Origin of the sequence: Thermus brockianus (assembly GCF_021462505.1) — a bacterium.
GTDB classification, from domain to species: Bacteria; Deinococcota; Deinococci; order Deinococcales; family Thermaceae; genus Thermus; species Thermus hydrothermalis.
Window position 1 is genome coordinate 40409 of the sequence record NZ_JAKEDV010000002.1, and the last position, 17093, is coordinate 57501.

At 67.2% G+C, this 17093-nt stretch carries 18 protein-coding genes and 1 tRNA gene; 9 read left to right on the forward strand and 10 right to left on the reverse strand.

Features of this window, described 5'->3' with window-relative positions:
• Positions 1-9: 9 nt before the first annotated feature.
• A complete protein-coding gene (locus LXN00_RS02390) occupies positions 10-1227 on the forward strand; it encodes a S1C family serine protease (protein WP_234504240.1) in 1218 nt (405 codons plus the stop codon).
• On the opposite strand, the gene LXN00_RS02395 is transcribed toward LXN00_RS02390, so the two are convergent.
• From LXN00_RS02395 to LXN00_RS02415, 5 genes are all read right to left on the reverse strand, one after another.
• On the reverse strand, positions 1224-1634 hold the full coding sequence (locus tag LXN00_RS02395) for a hypothetical protein (protein WP_234504243.1): 411 nt from the start codon (positions 1632-1634) through the stop codon (positions 1224-1226). The two genes, LXN00_RS02390 and LXN00_RS02395, sit on opposite strands and share 4 nt — an antisense overlap.
• 3 nt (positions 1635-1637) lie before the next feature.
• Complete coding sequence (locus tag LXN00_RS02400; protein WP_234504246.1) at positions 1638-2615, reverse strand: TAXI family TRAP transporter solute-binding subunit; 978 nt, start codon at positions 2613-2615, stop codon at positions 1638-1640.
• Between the two features lie 50 nt (positions 2616-2665).
• The gene (locus LXN00_RS02405) at positions 2666-4762 is read right to left on the reverse strand and encodes a TRAP transporter permease (protein ID WP_234504249.1); all 2097 of its coding nucleotides are present in this window, start codon (positions 4760-4762) and stop codon (positions 2666-2668) included.
• A 61-nt stretch (positions 4763-4823) separates the two neighbouring features.
• Positions 4824-5807, reverse strand: a complete 984-nt coding sequence (locus LXN00_RS02410; RefSeq protein ID WP_234504253.1) for a TAXI family TRAP transporter solute-binding subunit — start codon at positions 5805-5807, stop codon at positions 4824-4826.
• A 32-nt stretch (positions 5808-5839) separates the two neighbouring features.
• On the reverse strand, positions 5840-6943 hold the full coding sequence (locus LXN00_RS02415) for a site-2 protease family protein (RefSeq protein WP_234504256.1): 1104 nt from the start codon (positions 6941-6943) through the stop codon (positions 5840-5842).
• A 72-nt stretch (positions 6944-7015) separates the two neighbouring features.
• Here LXN00_RS02415 and LXN00_RS02420 point away from each other — a divergent pair, with 72 nt between their 5' ends.
• Entirely contained in the window at positions 7016-8212 is a 1197-nt protein-coding gene (locus LXN00_RS02420) for an MFS transporter (RefSeq protein ID WP_234504261.1), read from the forward strand.
• Here LXN00_RS02420 and wecB read toward each other — a convergent pair.
• From wecB to LXN00_RS02440, 4 genes are read right to left on the reverse strand one after another with little or no spacing between them, the layout of a single operon-like run.
• The gene (gene wecB / locus LXN00_RS02425) at positions 8187-9305 is read right to left on the reverse strand and encodes a non-hydrolyzing UDP-N-acetylglucosamine 2-epimerase (RefSeq protein ID WP_234504264.1); all 1119 of its coding nucleotides are present in this window, start codon (positions 9303-9305) and stop codon (positions 8187-8189) included. The two genes, LXN00_RS02420 and wecB, sit on opposite strands and share 26 nt — an antisense overlap.
• Positions 9302-10387, reverse strand: a complete 1086-nt coding sequence (locus LXN00_RS02430) for an MraY family glycosyltransferase (protein WP_234504266.1) — start codon at positions 10385-10387, stop codon at positions 9302-9304. The genes wecB and LXN00_RS02430 overlap by 4 nt, the downstream gene beginning before the upstream one ends.
• Positions 10384-11010 carry a uracil phosphoribosyltransferase gene (gene upp, locus LXN00_RS02435; RefSeq protein WP_234504270.1) on the reverse strand — a complete coding sequence of 209 codons (627 nt, stop codon included), beginning with the start codon at positions 11008-11010 and terminating at the stop codon, positions 10384-10386. The genes LXN00_RS02430 and upp overlap by 4 nt, the downstream gene beginning before the upstream one ends.
• A 10-nt stretch (positions 11011-11020) precedes the next feature.
• Entirely contained in the window at positions 11021-11860 is an 840-nt protein-coding gene (locus LXN00_RS02440; RefSeq protein WP_234504272.1) for an aminoglycoside phosphotransferase family protein, read from the reverse strand.
• Between the two features lie 18 nt (positions 11861-11878).
• Between LXN00_RS02440 and LXN00_RS02445 the strand changes: the two genes are divergently transcribed.
• Entirely contained in the window at positions 11879-12952 is a 1074-nt protein-coding gene (locus LXN00_RS02445) for a radical SAM protein (RefSeq protein WP_234504274.1), read from the forward strand.
• Here the strand turns inward: LXN00_RS02445 and LXN00_RS02450 are convergent.
• Complete coding sequence (locus LXN00_RS02450) at positions 12946-13152, reverse strand: CDGSH iron-sulfur domain-containing protein (protein WP_234504276.1); 207 nt, start codon at positions 13150-13152, stop codon at positions 12946-12948. The genes LXN00_RS02445 and LXN00_RS02450 overlap by 7 nt on opposite strands.
• A 29-nt stretch (positions 13153-13181) precedes the next feature.
• On the opposite strand from LXN00_RS02450, the gene LXN00_RS02455 reads away from it, so the two are divergent.
• The 6 genes from LXN00_RS02455 (at position 13182) to LXN00_RS02480 (ending at position 17090) form a co-directional block, all read left to right on the forward strand.
• Positions 13182-13601: a putative iron-sulfur cluster-binding metallochaperone gene (locus LXN00_RS02455; RefSeq protein ID WP_234504278.1), complete on the forward strand. Its 420-nt coding sequence runs from the start codon at positions 13182-13184 to the stop codon at positions 13599-13601.
• A complete protein-coding gene (gene tilS, locus LXN00_RS02460; RefSeq protein WP_234504290.1) occupies positions 13567-15102 on the forward strand; it encodes a tRNA lysidine(34) synthetase TilS in 1536 nt (511 codons plus the stop codon). Before LXN00_RS02455 ends, tilS begins: the two co-directional genes overlap by 35 nt.
• Positions 15081-15172: transfer RNA gene (locus tag LXN00_RS02465), tRNA-Ser, on the forward strand. The genes tilS and LXN00_RS02465 overlap by 22 nt, the downstream gene beginning before the upstream one ends.
• Positions 15173-15267: 95 nt before the next feature.
• The gene (locus LXN00_RS02470; RefSeq protein ID WP_234504292.1) at positions 15268-15705 is read left to right on the forward strand and encodes a type IV pilin; all 438 of its coding nucleotides are present in this window, start codon (positions 15268-15270) and stop codon (positions 15703-15705) included.
• Positions 15702-16181, forward strand: coding sequence for a prepilin-type N-terminal cleavage/methylation domain-containing protein (locus tag LXN00_RS02475; protein ID WP_234504294.1), 480 nt, complete (start codon positions 15702-15704; stop codon positions 16179-16181). Before LXN00_RS02470 ends, LXN00_RS02475 begins: the two co-directional genes overlap by 4 nt.
• A gap of 12 nt (positions 16182-16193) precedes the next feature.
• Entirely contained in the window at positions 16194-17090 is an 897-nt protein-coding gene (locus LXN00_RS02480; RefSeq protein WP_234504296.1) for a prepilin-type N-terminal cleavage/methylation domain-containing protein, read from the forward strand.
• Positions 17091-17093 lie beyond the last annotated feature (3 nt).

The window sequence follows — 17093 nt, forward strand, 5'->3', positions numbered from 1 at the left end:
AGGTGAGGCATGAACCTTGGCCGTTCCTTCGTAGGTTTCGTGGCCTTAGCCCTCATGGCGGGCGCCGTGCTTTGGTGGGGGATTTCCAATAGCCAGGCCCCAAGCGCCCAGGCGCCCAAGGCCCTTTCTGACGGCGGGCTTTTGGAGTACGAGCGGAACACCGTGGAAATCGTGGAAAAGTACGGGGACGGGGTGGTTTACGTGGCCGTGGTGACCCGGCCGCAAAACGTCCAGCTCCCCCCGGGGTTTGAGTTCTTCGCCCCCTTTCTCCAGGTGCCGCCCCAGGAGGGGACGGGCTCGGGCTTCGTCATAGACAAGGAGGGGTATATCCTCACCAACTACCACGTGGTGGAGGGGGCGAGCCGCATCACGGTGAAGTTCCACAACGACCCCAAGGAGTACCCGGCGCGGCTCGTGGGGGCGGCCCCGCCCTTGGACGTGGCGCTTCTTAAGGTGGAGGCCCCCAAGGAGCGGCTCGTGCCCCTGGTCCTTGGGGACTCGGACAAGATCCGCGTGGGGCAGAAGGCCATCGCCATGGGCAACCCCTTTGGCCTAGAGTTCACCGTGACCCAGGGCATCGTCTCCGCCATCCGGGAGAACCCGGGGGCCATTGGGGACGACACGGGCCTGGTGCCCCAGGTGATCCAGACGGACGCCGCCATCAACCCGGGGAACTCCGGGGGGCCGCTTCTCAACTCCCGGGGTGAGGTCATCGGCATCAACACCGCCATCTTCACCCCCACGGGCCAGTTCGGGGCGGCCCAGTTCGCCGGGGTGGGGTTCGCCCTGCCCATCAACCTGGTGAAGCAGTACCTCCCCGAGCTTCGCTCCGGGAAGACCCTCACCGCCGAGGAGATCATCCGGAACCGTCCCCGCCTGGGGGTTTCCCTCATCCCCCTTTCCCTTTACCCGGAAAGGCTCAGGCAGCAGTACGGCCTGCCCGCCACCGGGCTCATGGTGCAGGAGGTGGAGCGGAATAGCCCGGCGGCCCGGGCGGGGCTTAGGGCCCCAAGCCGCTTCGCCTACATCCAGCTTCCCACCGGGGAAACCCTGCAGGTGGGGGTGGACGGGGATGTCCTCCTGAAGGCGGACGGGGTATCCCTCACCTCCATCGCCCAGCTCCGCCGGGTGCTCTACGGCAAGAAGCCGGGGGAGGCGGTGGTCCTCGAGGTCTTCCGCCAGGGCAGGACCCTCACCCTAAGGGTGGTGCCCCAGGTCCTCCGCTAAGGGGGCCATAGGAGCCGGACCCGCAGGCACCCCCCCGCCACCTGGAACCACTTACCCCCAAGCCTCAAGGCGAGGCCCACCTCCGAGCAGTAGCGGAGCTCTTTTTGCCGCTCCCGGGCGAGGGCCTGGTTCCAGGGGTACTCGCCCCCCGTGTAGTAGGCCTCCGTCTCGGGGTCGGTGAAGGCCCGGAAGCCTTGAAAAGCCCAGAGGGGGTAAAACTCCAGGAGGACGGGCCGGCCCGTCACCGAGTTCACGAACTCCACCCGCACCTCCTGCCAGGGGCTTAGGAGGAGAAGGGCTTTGCCTCCGGGGCCTTCCACCTCCACCACCCGCAAGGAGGCCAAGGCGAGGAGGAGAAAAAAGGCCCAGCCCCCAAGGAGCTGGGCCGGAAGCCTTTTTGCCAGCATCCCCTACTTCAAGACCCCAAGCTCGCGGAAGTAGCGCAAGGCCCCCTCGTGGTAGGGGATGGTGCCCCCCACGAAGCGCACGGCGTTTTCCGGGGAGGTGTCCTTGGCGGCGGCCACCGCCTGCCGCAGGGCGGGAAGGTTTTCAAAGGTGGCCTTGGTGAGGGCGTAGGCCGCCTCGGCGGGGAGGCTTTCCGGGCAGACGAAGAGGTTCCAGAAGGTGAGGGTGGGGGTGTCGGCGCGGGTGCCGTAGACGCTCTTGGGGATGACCCCGGGGCCAGCCAGGCCGGGGAAGCGGCGGGTGAAGGTCTGGACCACGGTGCTCTTGGGGTCTAGGGGCACCAGGTAAATCCTTTGCCCCTTGCGGGCGAGGGCGGCCGCTAGCTCGGTGATGGCCCCTGTGGGCAAGCCCCCCGACCAGAAGAAGGCGTCAATGTTGCCCTCCGCCAGGGCGTTGGCGCTTTCCTGGGCCCCCAGGCGCTCCTGCTTGGCGAAGTCCTTGGGGCTAAGCCCCGCCGCCTGCAGGACCAAAAGGGCCTCCACCTCCGTGCCCGAGCCCGGGGCCCCCGTGGAAACCCGCTTGCCCTTGAGGTCCTGCACCACCCGGATCCCGGCCCCTTCCCGGGTGACGAGGTGGAGGTAGTTGGGGTACATGGCGAAGAGGATGCGGGCGCTCTTGGCAGGCCGCTCCCGGAAGCGTTCGTGCTGGCCGGTGTAGGCCAGGTAGGCGGAGTCGGGGAGGACGGTGCCGCAGTAGTAGGTGCCCCCGCCGGTGCGGGTTTCCAGGAGGAGGAGGTTATCTATGGAGGCGGCGGTCTGGATGGCCTGGGCCTCGGCCACGCCCGCCTTGTTCCAGATCTCCGCCAGGGTGGTGCCGTAGTAGAAGTAAACCCCGCCCACCCCGCCCGTGGCGATGACCACGCGGGGTTTCTGGGCTGCGGCCCAACCCAAGAGGGCTACCAGGACCAGTAGGACGCTTCTCATGGCTTTACCTCCTTTTCCAGGGCTACGCTACGCCCTTCGCCATGGCTTCGTCAAGCCCTGGGCTTCCAGAAGAAGAGGAGGCCCAGAAGGAAGGCGAGGAGGTTGAGGAGCGTGTGGGGCACGAAGAGGAGGACGGCCAGGATGCCTAGGGCCCAGGCCTCCCAGCGCTTGAGGACCCTTCGGGTGTAGCCGGCCCCGGAGGCGGAGAGGTAGACGATGCCCGCAGCCACGGCCAGGAAGCGCTCCAGGATCATGGGCCAAGCCTCGCCGGGCGGGGAGTTTTCCAGGACGGGAACGATGAGGAGGGCGGTGCCCGAGTAGGAGAGGAGGAAGAAGAAGCCCACCAGGTACTTGGAAAGGGCCACCCGGGCGGCGTAGACCCCCGTCTGCAGGGGGTTGGTGCCGAAGACGCTGCTGGCGGCATAGGCGGAGAGGGCCACGGGCGGGGTCACGTCCGCCAGGACGGCGTAATAGAAGAGGAACATGTGGGTGGCGAGGAGGGCGGCGGAGTCGGGGATGCCGTTCTCCTTGGCCAGGGCGATGATGGCGGGGGCGGTGAGGGCGGAGGTGAGGACGTAGGTGGCGGTGGGGGGCACCCCCATGCCCAGGACCAGGCTAAAGAGGGCGGTGATGAGGGTGGCGAGGAGGAGGCTTTCCCCGGAGACCTGTTGCAGGAGCTGGCTGAACTTGGAGGGCAGGCCGGAGATCACCATCATGGCGAAGATGAGGTTGGCGGCGGTCACGGCGGTGCCGATGGGGAGGAGGGTGCGGAAGCCCTCGGCGAGGCCCTGGAAGATGGGGGCGATGCCTTTGGGCCTCAGGGTGGGGTCCAGGTAGGCGATGAGGACGAAGAGGACCAGGGCCAGGCTGGCGGCGGTGCGCACCTCGTAGCCCAGGTAGAGCATGGCGACGATGAGGAGGATGGGGAGGAAGAGGGTGGCGTAGCGCAGGGCGTAGGCCCGGCGGCCCATGCCGAGCTCGGCCCCCACCGGGGATAGCCCTGCCCTGCGGGAGTAGAACTCGTTGAAGGCCAAAACGGCGGTGAGGTAGAGGAGGGCAGGCCCCAGGGCCATGACGATGACCTTGATGTAGGGGATCTCTAGGATCTCCACCATGATGAAGGCGATGGAGCCCATGACCGGGGGGGTGATGAGGGCGATGGTGCCGGCGGTGGCCACGAGGCCGGCGGCGGTGAGGGTGTGGTACCCCGCCTTCTCGTAGAGAGGCTTGGTGAGGGCGGCTACGAACTGGGTGTCCGCGGCCCCTGAGCCGGAGAACATCCCCATGAAGACGCTGGCCAGCCCCGTGACCCGCCCCGGGGTGGCGGGGTGCTTGCCCACCAGGGCCAGGGCCAGGTTGGCCACCACCCTCCCCAGGCCCAAGGCGCCGATCATGCCGGAAAGCAGGGTGAAGTAGACCAGGTACTTGGCGGATACCCCGGTGATGAGGCCGTAGATGCCCGCCTCCGTCTCGTTGAAGGTTTTGCCCAGGAGGAGGTCAATCCCCTGCTTGGTGCCTTTAAAAGCTCCCGGGAAGAGGTCGGCGTGGAGGTTGTAGCTGAAGAAGAAGAGGACGAGAACCGGCATCACCGGGCCCAGGAGGCGGTAGACCAGGCCCAGGACCAGCATGATGAGGCCGAAGGACATGGCCATGTCCCAGGGGGCGGGGAGGACGGCCCGGTAGACGAGCTCTTCAAAGTAGCGCAGTTGGTAGAGGGTGGGGAAGAGGGCGAGGAGGACGGCGAGGAGGTCGGCGGGGCGCTTGAGGGAAGGGAGGAGGGCGGGAAGGGCGGCTACCGCCCAGTAGAGGACGCCCACCGCCTTGGCCTCCCGGGGAAGGTCCACGCCTGGGATGCCCGGGAAGAGGAAGTGGTAGAGGGGGATGAGGGTGAAGAGGAAGTAGACCCAGGCGCCCAGGGTGCGCTTCCGGGGAAGATAGAAGGAAACGAGGTAGCCGCCTACGAGGAGGAAGAGGACGTGGGTGCTCCTTTGGAGCTGGACGATGTCCAGGATGGGGATTTCCGCTCTGGCCAAGGGGGTAAAGGGGTGGAGGACGAGGTAGAGGCTATAGAGGGCCCCCAGGACCAGGATCCAGTTCGTGAGGCGGGCTAAGGGGGTTTGAGGGGTTTTGGGATGTTCTAGCTCCATGGCTTAGCCTCCAAAAGGCCCGGGGCCTGGGAAGTCCCAGGACACCCGGGCGCAAGAAGGGTTACTTGACGAGGCCCTTTTCTTTCAGGTACCGCTCGGCCCCAGGGTGGAAGGGGATGGGGAGCTTGCCGTAGAGCTTGGCGGTGGCCTCGAGGCTCGTGTCCTTGGCGGCGGCCACGGCGGTGCGCAGGGTGTCCAGGTTCTCAAACACCGCCTTCATGATGCCGTAGGCCGCCTCGGCGGGGAGGCTATCCGGGCAGACCACGATGTTGCCCGTGGCCAGGCCCGGCACGTCCGTGCGGGTGTTGTAGACGCTCTTGGGCACCCGGTAGGGGTCCACCAGGCCCGGGAAGCGCTTCATGACCACCTGGGCCGTGGTGCTCTTGGGGTCAATGGGCACCAGGTAGACGCGGTCCCCCTTGCGGGCCAGGGTCTGGGAAAGCTCCACGATGGAGCTCGTGGGCACGCCCCCTACCCAGAAGAAGGCGTCCAGGGTGCCCTCCGCCAGGGCCTTGGCCCCCTCGGCCACGGGGAGGCGCTCCCGCTTGGCGAAGGTTTCCGGCTTCACCCCTGCTCCCTGGAGGACCAGGAGGGCCAGGTTCTCCGTGCTGGAGCCGGGCTGGCCTGTGGAAACGCGCTTGCCCTTCAGGTCCTGCACCACCTTGATGCCGGTCTTCTCGCTGGTCACCAGGTGGATGAAGGAGGGGTACATGTAGAAGAGGACCCGTTGGCTCTTGGCTGGGCGGTCCTTGAAGCGGGGCTCCTCGCCGGTGTAGGCCACGTAGGCGGAGTCCGTGGTGGTGAGGGCGCAGTAATAGGTGCCCCCGCCCGTGCGGTCGCGGAGGAGCTGCAGGTTATCGTAAGAGCCTCCCGTCTGTACCGGCTGGGCCTCCACCACCCCGGCCTTGTTCAGGATGTCGGCCAAGGCGGTGCCGTAGTAGAAGAAGACCCCGCCCGTGCTTCCCGTGCCGATGGCCACGCGGGGCTTCTGGGCAAGGCCCAAACCCAGGACCAACAAACCGATAAGGACCATCGCTCGCTTCATGGGCACCTCCCGCATACTTTTGCGCCCATAACCTACCCCACCCCCCTAGGCCTGTCAAGCCCGAGAAGCCGCACCTGGAAGGCCCTTAGGAGGTCGGTTTTGCTCAAGACCCCTACAAGTCTTTCCCTTTCCACCACGAGGGCCCGCACATACCCCCTCTCCGCCATGCGCTCCAGGGCGGCAAGGGCCTCCTCTTCCGGGGAGAGGAGGAGGGGCGGGTGCAGGTAGCGGGCCACGGGGGCCAGGGGGTCTGCGCCTTCTAGCCCTTCCAGGCCCACCACCCCAAGCACCCTTTCCCCCTCCACCACGGGAAAGCCCGAAACCTTGTGGTGGAGGGCTAGGCGGAGGGCCTCGGCCACGGGGGTATCGGGGGAGAGGGCGATGGGGTCCGGGGTCATGAGGTCCCTCACCCTAAGCCCCTCCAGGGCCTGGGCCAGGAGGGTGGCCTCGGCCTCGGCCCGGGAGGCCATGTAGACGAAGAAGGCGATGAGGATGAGAAAGGGGTTGAAGGCCAGAAGGCCGAAAAGCCCCAGGGCCAAGGCCACCGCCTGGCTTAGGGCCGCCGCCTGCCGGGTGGCCTTGGCGTAGGGCTTCCTTAGGGCGAGGAGGGCGCGGTAGACCCGCCCCCCGTCCAGGGGAAGGGCGGGGAGGAGGTTGAAGAGGGCGAGCATCAGGTTCACCAGGGCCAGGTAGTGGGTGAGAAAGCCCCAAGGGCCCGTGGGGGCTTTGACGAGGTGGAAGAAAAGCGCTAGGGCGAGGCTCACCGCAGGCCCTGCCAGGGCGATGGCGAGCTCCTTGCCGGGCTCTTTCGGGATCCTTTCCATCTGGGCCACCCCGCCCAAGAGCCAAAGGGTGATGCGCCGGGTTTCCACCCCGAAGCGCCGGGCGGTGAGGGCGTGGCCGAGCTCGTGCAGGAGGACCGAGAGGAAAAGCCCCAGGGCGGCGGAAAGCCCAAGGAGGAAAGGCCAAAGGCCCTCGAGGAGGCTTGGGTCCTGGGGTAGGCCGAAGAGCTCCAGGTAGAGGGGGAGGTTGCTCCCGATGAGGAAGGCCAAGAGGGGGAGGACGAGGAGAAAGGAAAGGTCCAGGTGAACGGGGATGCCGAAGAGGCGGAAGAGGAAAAGCCCGCGCCCGGCCATGCCTCAGTATAGGCCGGCGTCCTTTTCCCCCTTGGTAATGACCGGTCAGTCAGGATTGGGTAGGATGGAAGGGTGCTGGCCCTGGCCCTCCTGCAAGACCCCCGTTACCGCGCCTACTGGCTCGCCCTCTTCACCTCCCAGATGGGCACCTGGATGCAGTCCGCCGCCCAGGGGTGGCTTGTGCTCCTCCTCACGGGGAGCGCCGAGCGGCTTGGGCTCGTGGTGGCCCTGCAGTTCTTGCCCTCCCTCCTCTTTTCCCTGCCCGCCGGGGTCTTGGCCGACCGCTACCCCAAGCGGAACCTCCTCCTCCTAACCCAGGGGGGGATGATGCTTTTGGCCCTCCTCATGGCCCTCCTCATCCTCACGGGGGCGGTGCGCTATGGGCACGTGCTCCTCTTCGCCTTCCTCTATGGGGCCTTGAACGCCATGGACCTGCCCGTGCGCCAGAGCTTCACCGTGGAGCTGGCGGGGCGGGAGCGGTACCCGGGGGCCATCGCCCTAAACTCCTTCGGCTTCAACACAAGCCGCCTCCTGGGGCCTGCGCTATCCGGCGTGCTCATCGCCCTCTATGGGGTGGGGGTGGCCTACCTGGCCAACGCCCTCTCCTTCCTGCCCCTCCTCCTCGTCCTCCTGCGGGTGCCCCCGGGGCCCAGGGGGGAGGAGGGGGATGGGCGGTTCTTGAGGGAGGCCCTCGAGGGCATCCGCTTTGTCTTGGAGCATCCCCTGGTGCGGCGGGTGGTGGGGCTTGTCCTCTTCGCCAGCCTTCTCGGCATGAACTTCCAGACCCTGGTCCCCGCCTACGCCCGGCTCGTCCTGGGGCTTTCCGCCACCGGCTATGGCTTTCTCCTCTCCGCCGTGGGGTTTGGGGCCTTGGGGGCGGCCTTGGTCATGGCCTTCACGGGGCGGCCGAGGCCCATGCGCCTCCTCCTTGGGGTCTTCGCCCTGGCCTTGGCCCACCTGGGGCTTTTCCTTCCCCACCCCACCTGGGTCCCCCTATTCCTCGCCCTGGGAGGGTTTGGCATGATCTCCGTCCTCATCAACGCCAACACCCTGGTGCAGCTTTCCGTGCCCGACCGCCTAAGGGGCCGGGTCATGGCGGTGTACAGCCTGGTGATGCTGGGCACGGGGCCCTTGGGGGCCTACCTCACGGGCCTCCTCTTTGAGCTTCTGGGGGGGCGGGCGGCGGCCCTTCTTTTGGGAAGCGCCGTGCTCCTGGTGGGCCTCTACCAGCTTCGGGCTTGGCCTACGGGGTCCAGTCCTCCGGCCTAGGGCCGAGGCCGAGCCGCCAGGCCACGCCCTGGGCCACCCTTTCCCCCGCCCGGCCATCCCCGTAGGGGTTTTTGGCCTTTCGCATCTCTGCAAGGGCCTCGGGGTCTTCCAGAAGCCCTGCCACCGCGCGGTAAACCCTTTCGGGGTCCGTGCCGGCCAGTTTGAGGATGCCCGCCTCGAGGCCTTCAGGCCTTTCCGTGACGTTCCTCAAGACCACCACCGGCACCCCTAAAGCCGCCCCCTCCTCCTGCAGGCCCCCTGAGTCCGTGACCAAGAGGAGGCTTTCCTTCATCAAAGCCGCCATGGGCCCATACTCCAGGGGGTCCAGGAGGACGAAGTTCTTCACGCCCTTGAGTACGGGGAAGACCGCCTCCCGCACCACGGGGTTCAGGTGCACGGGGTAGACGAAGGTGAGGTGGGGGAAGGCCTCCGCCACCCGCCTCAGGGCCCGGGCCAGCTCGGAAAGGATGGGCCAGTTCTCCCGGCGGTGCATGGTCACGGTGACGTAGGGCCCCGGGGGAAGCCCTTGGGGAAGCCTCCCTAGCCGGGCCGCCAAGAGGACGGCGTCCACCCCGGTTTGGCCCGTGACCAGAATGCCTTCCTCCCGCTTCCCCTCCCTCAGGAGGTTGGCCTTGGCCAGGGGCGTGGGGGCGAAGTCCAGGTCGGTGAGGACGTCCGTGAGGCGGCGGTTCGCCTCCTCGGGGAAGGGCTCTTTGAGGTTGCCGCTCCTTAGCCCTGCCTCCACGTGGCCCACGGGGATGCCTTCCAGAAAGGCGGCCCAGGCCACGGCGAAGGTGGTGAGGGTATCCCCGTGCACCAAGACGTAGTCCGCCCGCATTTCCTTTAGGGCCCTGGCCGCCTGGGGGAGGATCCGAGCCGCCAGGTCGGGGAGGGCCTGGCGCTCCTGCATCACGTCCAGGTTCCGGTCCTCTTGGATGCCGAAGAGGCTTAGGGCTTGCCGCAGTTGCTCCCGGTGCTGGCCCGTGAGGAGGACGAGGGGAGTGAGGTGGGGGAGGGCCTTGAGGGCCAGGTACACGGGGGCCATCTTGGTGGCCTCGGGCCGGGTACCGAAGGCGAGGACCACCCGCTTCATTGTTCCCTCCATAGCGCCCGAAGCCGGCGGTAGGTGACCCAGGCAAGGCCGAGGAGGGTGGCGAGGAGGCTCGCCCCGATGGCTTCCCAGGGCATGTTGAGGTAGCGCATGGCCGCCAGGTTGAAAAGGAGGGCCACCCCCCAGAGGGCGAAGGCCACCCGCCTTTGGGAAAGCCCGCGGGCGAGGAGGTGGTGGTGGAGGTGGTCCTTGCCCGGGGTGGAGAGGGGGTTCTGCCCCCTCAGGAGCCTTCGCACCACCACCTGGGTGGTGTCCAGGATGGGGAGGAGGAGGAAAAGCGCAGGGGGAAGGAGGCCCAGGAAGGTGGTGAGCTTCAGGTTGCCCAGGAGGGCGGTGGCCGCCAGGGTGTAGCCCAGGAAGTAGGCCCCGGCGTCCCCCAGGATGATGCGGCTTGGGTGGAGGTTGTGCCGCAGGAAGCCTAAAGCGGCCCCGGCCAGGGCGGCGAGGACCAGGGTGCCCGCGGCCCAGAAGGGATACTGGGCGGAGACGAAGAGGAGGCTAACGGCGCTGATGTAGGCGATGCCCCCGGCGAGGCCGTCCAGACCGTCCATGAGGTTTAGGGCGTTGGTGATGCCCACCACCCAAAGCCAGGTGAGGAAAACCCCCAAGGCCGGGTCCAGGGGGGTGCCGAAGGCGGCCTCAAAGCGCACGCCCACGGCCATGAGGAGGAGGGCGGCCAGGGTTTGCACGAAGAGGCGGAAGAGGGGAGGGAGGCCGAACTGGTCGTCAATGAAGCCCACCAGGACAAGCCAGGCCCCGCCCAGGAGGATGGCGAGGACCTGGATCAGGACGCTTTCCACCAGGATGGGCCGGAGGAAGGCCGCCGCCACCAGGGCCAGCACCACCCCGGCGTAGACGGCAAGCCCCCCGGCGTTGGGCAAAGGCTCCCGGTTGAGGCGCCGCTCGTTGGGCTGGTCCGCCCAGCCCACCTTGAGGGCGAAGCGGCGCACGTGGGGCAGGAAGCGCCAGGTGAAGAAGAGGGCGAGGAGGAAGGCGAAGGCCACGGAAAGCCACCCCGTGCCCCCGGGGTCGGCCACGCCGATGCGCTTCAGGAGCTCGGTCATTTGGTCCCGTAGATGCGGTCCCCGGCGTCCCCTAGGCCAGGGACGATGTAGCCGTGCTCGTTGAGCCTTTCGTCAATGGCCGCCACCACCACCTCGGTGTCGGGGTGGTCCTGGGCGATGCGCTCAAGCCCCTCGGGGGCGGCGATGAGGCACATGAGCTTGATGCCCTTGGCCCCCTTCTCCTTGAGGAGGGTGAGGGCGTGGCTGGCGCTACCCCCGGTGGCCAGCATGGGGTCTAAGAGGAAGACCCGGCGCTCGGCGATGTCCGGGGGAAGCTTGGCGTAGTACTGCACGGGCTTTAGGGACTCGGGGTCGCGGTAGAGCCCGATGTGCCCCACCCGGGCGTGGGGGACGAGCTTTAGGATGCCCTCCACCATGACAAGCCCCGCCCGGAGGATGGCCACCAGGGCGAGCTTTTTGCCGGAGAGCACCTTGACCCGGGCCGTGGCCACGGGGGTTTCCACGGTGGTTTCCGTAAGCTCCAGGTCCCGCATGGCCTCGTAGGCCATGAGGAGGGAAAGCTCCTCGGCGAGTTCCCGGAAGTCCTTGGGGCCCGTGCGCTTGTCCCTAAGGTGGGCCAGCTTGTGCTGGACCAGGGGATGGTCCACTAGGGTGACCTTCATCCGGAAAAGCCTAACACGCCTTTCCCCGGTTGAAAAAGTCCCGGAAGAAGCTTAGGGCCTTGGGGAGTTTCTCCCGTAGGGCCTCGAGGAAGCCTTCGGGGTACTTGGTCCTAAACCAGTGGAGGTCGTGGAGGTAGGTGAGGGGAACGTAGAAGGCGAGCCTTTCCCGCACCTCGGCGGGGTAAAAGCGGGCGATGCGAAGGAGGGCCTCCCGGGCGGCCTCTTCCCCCAGGAGGTCCAGGCTTCCCGTCTTGAGGAGGGCCAGGTCGCGGGCGGGGTCGTCGCCCCCGGAGCGCACCCAGTCCACCAGGAGGACCTCGGGGCCCTCTTCCTGAGGGGCCTTCACCAGGAGGTTCCCCGCCCAGGCGTCCCGGTGGCAGAAGCGCCTTTCCACCCCTGCCGCCAGGCCCACCTCCCGCTTGAGGCGCTGGATGAGGTCCAGGGCCTCGGGAATACCGTGGAGGCTTTCCGCAAAGCGCTCTAGCCTTGCTAAAAGCTCCGCCTCCTCCACGTACCCGGGCTCGGGGAGGCGGTGGAGGGAGAGGAAGAGGTGGGCGAGGGCGGCCAGGGTCTTGGGGGTGAAGGCCTCGGGGGAGAAGGGCCTGCCGGGAAAGCGGCGGGTGATGAGGACCCCGTGGCCCTCCACCTCCGCCACCCCCAGGACGAAGCTTCCCAGGCCCGCCCGGGCCATGCGGCGGGCCTCGAGGGCGGCGAGGTGCGCCTCTTCGGGGCGGTAGACCTTGTAGACCCTTGCCCCGTCCCCGTACACCCGGGCCTCAAACCCCCCTAAGGGGGTGAGGTGGGGGAGGGTTTCGGGGGAGAGGAAGCCCTTCAGGGCGGAAAGCGCCACGGGGCTTATTCTAAGGCCGTGGAGCTCCTTAGGCCCGAGGCCACGGTCCTCTCCTTGGGGGATAGGGTCCTCTCCTTTGACCGGGAGGGGCGGCTTTACCACTACTTCCGCCAGGGGGTGACCTACAAGCGGGCCCTGGACGGAAGCCTCCACCTGCGCTACCGGGAAGGAGAGAGGCGGAGGCAGACGCTTCCCCCGGAGGAGGCCCTCAGGGTCTACGGGGAAGCCCTGGCCTTGGCGGAGGCCCACCTCCAAGACCCTAAAAGGCGCCAGGAGGTCCTCCGCTGGACCCCGGAGGGCCTCCTGGACCCTAGGCCGTACCGGGAGGCCTACGCCTGGCCCGTCAGCATCCTGCCCCCCGACGCCTACCTCGCTGTGGTCCTCCAGGCCACCACGGGCTGCACCTGGAACCGCTGCGCCTTCTGTAGCTTTTACCAGGACCGCCCCTTCCAGGTGCGGGAGCCAAAGGCCTTCCAGGACCACATCGCCCGGGTAAAGGCCCTCTTGGGGGAGGGGCTTCGCCTGAGGAGGGGGGTTTTCCTGGCGGACGGGAACGCCTTGGCCCTAAAGGACCCCCTCCTTCCCCTTTTGGAGGCGGCGGGGCGGGCGTTTCCGGGGGAGCCCATCCTCGGCTTTCTGGACCTCTTCACGGGGATTAAGAAGGAGGCCTCCTGGTGGGAAAGGCTTCGGGCCCTGGGCCTGAGGCGGGTCTACCTGGGCCTGGAAACGGGCCACGCCCCCCTCCTCGCCCTCCTCCGCAAGCCCGGCCACCCCCGGGAGGCCTTGCCCCTGGTGCGGGCCTTGAAGGGGGCGGGGCTTGGCGTGGGGGTGATCCTCATGGTGGGGGCCGGGGGGAGGCCCTTCGCCGAGGCCCACTTCCGGGAGAGCCTCGCCCTCCTCGCCGAGCTCCCCTTGGACCGGGAGGATATCGTCTACCTATCCCCTTTCCAGGAAACCCCAAAGACCCCCTACGCCGCCTTGGGTTTAGAGCCCCTCCCGGACGTGGAAGGGGAGCTTAAGGCCTGGGCGGAGGCCGTCCGGCGCCTGGGCCTCAGGGCGAGCCGGTACGATATCCGGGAGTTCCTCTACTGAACCTCTATCTCCCCGGGTTCTGCTTGGAAGCCCACCGCCTTGTGGGTGCCGTCGCAGAAGGGCTTGCTCCCGGAGTGGCCGCAGCGGCAGAGGGCGAGCTTGGCCCTTTCTAGCTTTCTTTCTTCGCCATTGAGGCGGAAGGAGGTTCCCTCGGGCAGGTCCAGGACGTAAGGCCCGTTTTCCCGGAAGCGGAGGCGCATGGCCCTAGGATACCCCGTATAGTGGGGGTATGCGCTGCCCGCAAAACGCTCAAGAGGGGCTTCCCGTACCCCTAAAGACGGTGAAGAACTTCCTCACGGGAAAGGCCCTGGCCCGCCTGGACCCGGGTGCGGCGCACTACCTCTGCCAGGACCCGGCCTGCCCCGTGGTCTACTTCGGGGCGGAAGGGGTGTACACCCTGGAGGAGGTGCGCTTCCCCGTGTACGATAAGGGGGCTTCCCTGGTGTGCTACTGCTTTGACTGGACCCGGGAGGCCCTCGAGGAGGCCCTTTCATCCGAGCGGGACCCGGTGGCGGAGGTGGAGGCGGGGGTGCGGGCCAAGCGGTGCGCCTGCGACCTGCGCAACCCCCGGGGCAGGTGCTGCCTGTCCCTCCTGAGGGCGGAGGTGGCGAGGCTTGGGGCTTCTTCCCCTCGAGGCCGCCGTTCTTGAGCGCCTAAAGGCCCTGGCCCCGGAGGACCCCTTGGTCCTGGCGGTCTCTGGGGGCGGGGACTCCGTGGCCCTCGCCCACCTGGTCCACCGCCTGGGGCGAAGGGGGGTGGTGGCCCACCTGGACCACGGCCTGAGGCCCGAAAGCGCCGAGGACCTGGCCTTCGTGCGCGCCCTAGCCGGGAGGCTTGGCTTTCCCTTCTTCGCCGAGCGGGTGGAGGTGGGGCGGATCGCCAGGGAAAGGGGCGAGAACCTGGAGGCCTTGGCCCGGGAGGTGCGCTACGCCTTCCTCCACCGGGTGGCCAAGGCGGTGGGGGCCAAGGCCATCCTCACCGCCCATACCCTGGACGACCAGGCGGAAACCGTTCTCCTCAAGCTCCTCCAGGGCACGGCCCGGGGGCTTGGCATCCGGGAGAAGGAGGGCCTGGTGGTGCGGCCCCTCCTTCCCTTCCCCCGGGAGGCCCTCCGGGACTACCTGGGGTCCTTGGGGGAGGCCTGGCGGGAAGACCCCACCAACCAAGACCCCACCTGGGACCGGAACTACCTGCGCCTGGCCGTCTTTCCCCTGCTTTTGGAGCGCTTTCCCCGGGCCCGGGAGGCCCTGGACCGCTTTGCCCGGGCCCAGGAGGCGGAGGACGCCCACCTGGAGAGGGAGGCCAGGGCGCGCCTCCTTCCTGATCCCCGCTTCTTCGTCCCCGCCTACCGGGCGGCCCCCCTCCTCCACGCCCCCCCCGCCCTCCGCCGCCGGGCGCTCCGCCAGGTGTTGGAGGGGCTTTCCCTCCGCCCGGAAGCCCGGCTCATCGCCCTCCTGGAAGGGGCTTTGGCCGGGAGGCCCGCCACCCTGCCGGAGGGCTTCCTCGCCCGCCGCAAGGGGGGAACGCTTTTCCTCATCCCTCCTTCGCCCAAGCTTCCTCTTCCCCCGGGCTTCCGCCTTCCTGCGCCAGGAGACTACCTGGAGATGCCCTATGGGAGGAAGCGCCTAAGGGACTTCCTGGCGGAAAAGGGGGTGCCCAAGGAGCTCAAGGGCCTCTGGCCCGTGCGGGCGGAGGGAAGCCGGGTGGTGGAGGTCCTAGGCTTTTACCCCATGGGGGAGGAGGAGCGCCGCATGGGCCAGGCCCTGGCGGAGGCCAAGGCGGCCCTGGCCCAGGGGGAGGTGCCCGTGGGGGCGGTCCTGGTGGTGGGGGATAGGCTTTACCGGGCCCACAACCTTGTGGAGGCGGAGGGCGACCCCACGGCCCACGCCGAGATGCTCCTCCTCCGGCAGGCGGGCAAGGAGGCCCGGGGGGGGCGGGTGTACGTGACCCTCGAGCCCTGCCTCATGTGCCAGCACGCCCTAACCCAGGCGGGGGTGGAGGTGGTCTACGGGGCGGAGAACCTGAAGGAGGGGGCCCTCACCCGGTTTGGTCAACGGGGAAGGGTCCTGGGTGGCGTGCGGGAAGGGGAGTGTGCTAAGCTCTTAAGGGACTTCTTCGCCCGGCTCAGGGAGGGGTGCCGGAGCGGTTGAACGGGCCGGTCTCGAAAACCGGTAGGCCCCGCAAGGGGCCTCGCGGGTTCGAATCCCGCCCCCTCCGCCAAAGGCGGCCTTCGGGCCGCCCTTTTATATCCCCCATTTGGGGGATGCGCCTCCCATGGCTTAGGCTCTAGGATGCTTACAGAAAGGGAGGTGTGAGTGAACGCAAGAGGACTTAGCTTGGTGGAGCTCGTGGTGCTCCTTGCCATCCTGGCGGTGGTCTTGGCCCTGGGGGCCTTGAACGGGCGCAGGACCCTTTTGGGCCAGGAGCATGCGGCTTTTCTTAACACCCTGCAAAACGTCTTCTGGCAAGGGGCCACCGAGGCGGCGAGCCGAGGGGAAAACCTCACCCTAGAGCGCAACGGGAACCGCCTGGAGTTGAAGCGGGGTTCCACGGTCCTTCGCGCTTGGGATATACCCCAGGGTGTGACCCTATCCCTTGGGAATGGGGCTATTGCCCGGTTTACCCCTCCCGGAAAGGTCCAGAACCCTCAAGGACAACCCCTTTCCCAAGCCCTGACGTTTACCGCCTCGGTGGGTGGGCGGACCTACACGTACACCATCTCCCTGATTGGGGAGGCCAAGAGGGTGCCATGAGAAGAGGTGTTTTAGGGCTCACCTTGCTGGAAGTGCTCATTGCCCTTTCCATCCTGGCCTTGGTCTTGTTGGCCTTTAACGCCGTTTTGGTATCCAGCCTTAGGCAGACCTCCGTTTCGGGTGCCCGGACCCAAGCGGTGCAGGTCCTTAACTACCTGGGCCGGAGGATCGTGGGGGGGGATACCTTTCTCCTGGCTGGCGCCACGCCCATCGTGTACGGGTACGGGGAGCTTCGGCAAACCTTCCCCGATCTTCCCCAGGAGGCCCGCTTTGCCAACCCGGACCTATACCGGGTGGAGATTGCCAATGTGGGAACGCCAAGCTGGGCCAATGCCTTGGGTGTGAGCGTGAACGAGTACCGCATCCGGGTGTGCTGGCGGCAAGGCGGGCAGGAGCACTGCACGGAAGCCCGTACCTTTTCGGCCCCGCCTTCCGGTTCAGGTTCCTCGTCTCCCCCTCTGGAGGGCATTAACTGACAGGAGGAAGCCATGGGAAGGAAAACCGGTTTCACGCTTTTAGAGCTCCTCCTTGCCCTGGTCATTCTAGCCACGGTGATGGCCATCGCCTACGGCGGAATGGTCCAGTTCATGGGGTTTCGTTCGGACCTGGACGCTGCCGCAAGCCTCCAAGCTAAGCTTCGGCGCATCGTGGAGGTGTTTACCCAAGACTTGCGTAGCGCCGTGTTTGGCGGATTGGCCTCCACCCCGTATCCCTCGGGAGAGGGGAGTATCTCCTTCGCCCTCATTGATGGGGGAGCAGGGTATCCCGTTTTGCCCCATGACAGCGGAGGCAACAATAGCTTCAAACAAGCTGCGGAGGCTAAGATCCTCGTGCTAGCAAGCCAGGCTTCGGCTATAGGGATTTCCCCTGGGGACCACGTCCTGATGGTCAACGCCAATGGGGATGGGGTTATCCTTCCGGTTACAGGGGTAAACGCTGTGGGGGGACAGCCCAACCGTTGGCACGTGGTTCATGCCGGGTGCGGCAACACCATTGATTACACGCCCAACACGCTTCTTTTCCGGGTGCGCACCCTGGGGTTTAAATACAACGCCTCCACGAAAGAGCTCCTTTACCGGGAGGGCTCGGGCGGAGAAATCCCAGTGGCTTTCAACCTGAGCCGCTTTGCGATCCAGTATGTTTACGAGGCAGGCCAAGGAGATGTCCTGGTGAACCCGGGGAGCTATAGCTATGCCAACCCCACGGGCACGCCACCGTACCAGGTTACGCAAAACAGCAAAACCTACACCCTGAGGCGCCTCTCCTTGGTGTTGGGTGCAGAGATGCTTTCCCGCGGCCGTCCCGTGGACCGGGTGTACACGAGCCAAGTGGAGCTCTCCTCTAACACCCAGTACCAGGTGCGGCGCATTCTGCCTTGCCAATAAAGG